The organism is Ruegeria sp. BHSA163 (assembly GCF_059613365.1).
Genome location: NZ_JBXWSJ010000120.1, coordinates 1 through 2,280, shown reverse-complemented (window position 1 = coordinate 2,280; position 2,280 = coordinate 1). Strand labels below are relative to the sequence as shown.

Below are 2,280 nucleotides of genomic sequence, written 5' to 3'. Positions count from 1 at the left end.
ATGCGCAGCGGTTGTCCAACACCGTGGCTATCGGTTTTGCCGGAGAGTTTGGTGCCGGAAAATCCAGTTTAGCCAATATGCTGGCAGGAGCTGACATTTTGCCCACCGGTCCGCAGCAACAGAAACTGCCTCTTGTGATTGTTGCTTTTGCTGAAGAACCCGAAACTAGTGTTGGTTGGTGGGGCAAGGAACCTAAAGTTTATTCTGGCGTAACATTGGAAAAAGCGGCCGCTGACAATCCGGATTTTATTTCGATCGGTCTTAACACCCCTGCTCTGCGGGATATTTCGCTTTTCGACCTGCCTGGTTCAGATGCTCTTGACGAGTCATATAAGCAAACTTTGGCTCTGCTGGATTATGTGGATTGCGCCATCTGGTGCACCAATGGCACGAGCGCGTGGCGGGAAACTGAACGCCACCTTTGGCGGCAAGTGCCGAAAAAGCTGCGCGAGAGCAGTTTGTTGGCCGTGACACATGCCGATCTTTTACCCGACGACGAAGCGCGTGATCGCGTTTTGCGGAGATTGGAAAAGGAAAATAGTGATATGTTCCAGGCGGTTGTTCCAATTGGTACGCCGCTGGCTGTAAAAGCCATGTCCCAGGAACCTGAACCTGATTTCAGACTTTGGGAATCTTGTGGCGGCTCAAAACTCGCTGAAGTAATCTTGCGGGTGGCTTCCGAATATCGTCAGAGCGATCTGCTGTCCGCTCGTAACGATCTGAAAGACCACTTTGATCCCTTCCTTGCGAGTATCGAGGCTCCAGTTACAGTTGAGCATGATACATCGGGAGCAGATGGACAAGATGTTCACACCAGTCTTAGCGTGTCGCTGCCTCCGCTGAACAACCCGATCCTAGAGGATTGGTTGGTCGCAATTGCCGGGATCTGCAACGAACTTCGTGAGAATGCGGACATTGAGCCCTCGACTTTTCTACAAAGCTGTCAGGAAATTGTCGAAGATTTTGCTGAGCGTTTGGATTCGGGCACGGAAATTGATGCTAGTGCGGACTGGGTTCCAGGTGAATTTGAAAAAGCGACGGACCTTTTGATGCTATTGCAATTTGAGAGCGGCGATGCACCGTTAAGAGATGCAGTCGGTATCCTTGCACAACTCAGCGATAATCTGGCTTGGGCTGGAAGTACGGTAGCTTCCGCCCCTACTAAAACCGGGACGTGATACGTTCACGCTTAAATTGAGTGTCTGGATCGCGGTTTGGCGTGTTCAGAATCACGCTGCAATTGTTTCGAATTTGTAGACCAATCGTCAAAATTCGCTGTATATGCTCGTATTTTTTTAAAGGAAAAACACTATATATAGAATATTGTCTGCCCACAGTCTATATATAGTATTTGATGAAATTTGATCCATAGTGAAGCCATCAGGCGGCCCCATTAAAGTCAAATTTGAAACGTCTAACCGTTCACAAGTGTACTGCGGTTGTGTCTGGTTGTGAGTTTGCGGGCGATAAGTCCGATTGTTTTTACCGCAAAGTGAATGGAATGGGCGGGAAGAAATGAGCCACAACCAGGCTGTTGGTGCGACGCACGACGAACCTCAGATAGAAGGCCTCCAACCAGGGGCAAAGTTGCTGCGCGGTCAGTATGAGATTCTTCGTTTTCTCAGCAATGGCGGTTTTGGTATCACCTATCTGGCCCGCGATAGCCTTGAGCGCGATGTGGTCATCAAGGAGTGTTACCCCAGCGCCCTGTGTCGTAGAAATGGAGATTTCGTCGAGGCGGTAAACCCGGGGCTCAACGAAGATCTTAGGGCAATCATCGACCTGTTTATTCTTGAAGCCAGGAACCATGCCCGTCTTGTACATCCAAATATCGTCGACGTTCATCAAGTGTTCGAGGACAACAATACCGCTTACATCGCGATGGATTTTGTCCGTGGTTGCGACCTTCTGGAATATGTTGAGAACGCCGAAAACAGAGGTGATCCGGAGTTTATTGTTCAGGTCACAGAGAAGATGCTGTCCGCAGTGTCCTTCATACACCAAAGCGGAATGTTGCATCGCGACATTTCGCCAGACAATATTCTGATCAACGAGAATGGTGAACCTATTCTGATTGATTTTGGTGCGGCACGCGAGCAAGCAGCGCACAAATCGACTGCTTTGTTGACGTTGCGGGTAATAAAGGACGGCTACTCGCCGCACGAATTCTATGTTCGGGGCGCGGAACAAAGTCCCAGTAGTGATCTATATGTCTTGGCCGCAACCCTGTATCACGCCATAACCGGCGAACGTCCAATCGACGGTCAAACCCGCCTGAAC

The 2,280-nt window shown here is 49.7% G+C and carries 2 protein-coding genes; both read left to right on the top strand.

The window, feature by feature from the left end; translation table 11 throughout:
* Positions 1-1,178: dynamin family protein (locus AC2FNV_RS23440; protein ID WP_496774719.1), on the top strand; the 1,178-nt coding region annotated here is incomplete at its 5' end.
* A gap of 337 nt (positions 1,179-1,515) precedes the next feature.
* Positions 1,516-2,280, top strand: a 765-nt coding sequence (locus AC2FNV_RS23435) for a serine/threonine protein kinase (protein WP_496774718.1), incomplete at its 3' end; no start/stop codon positions are given.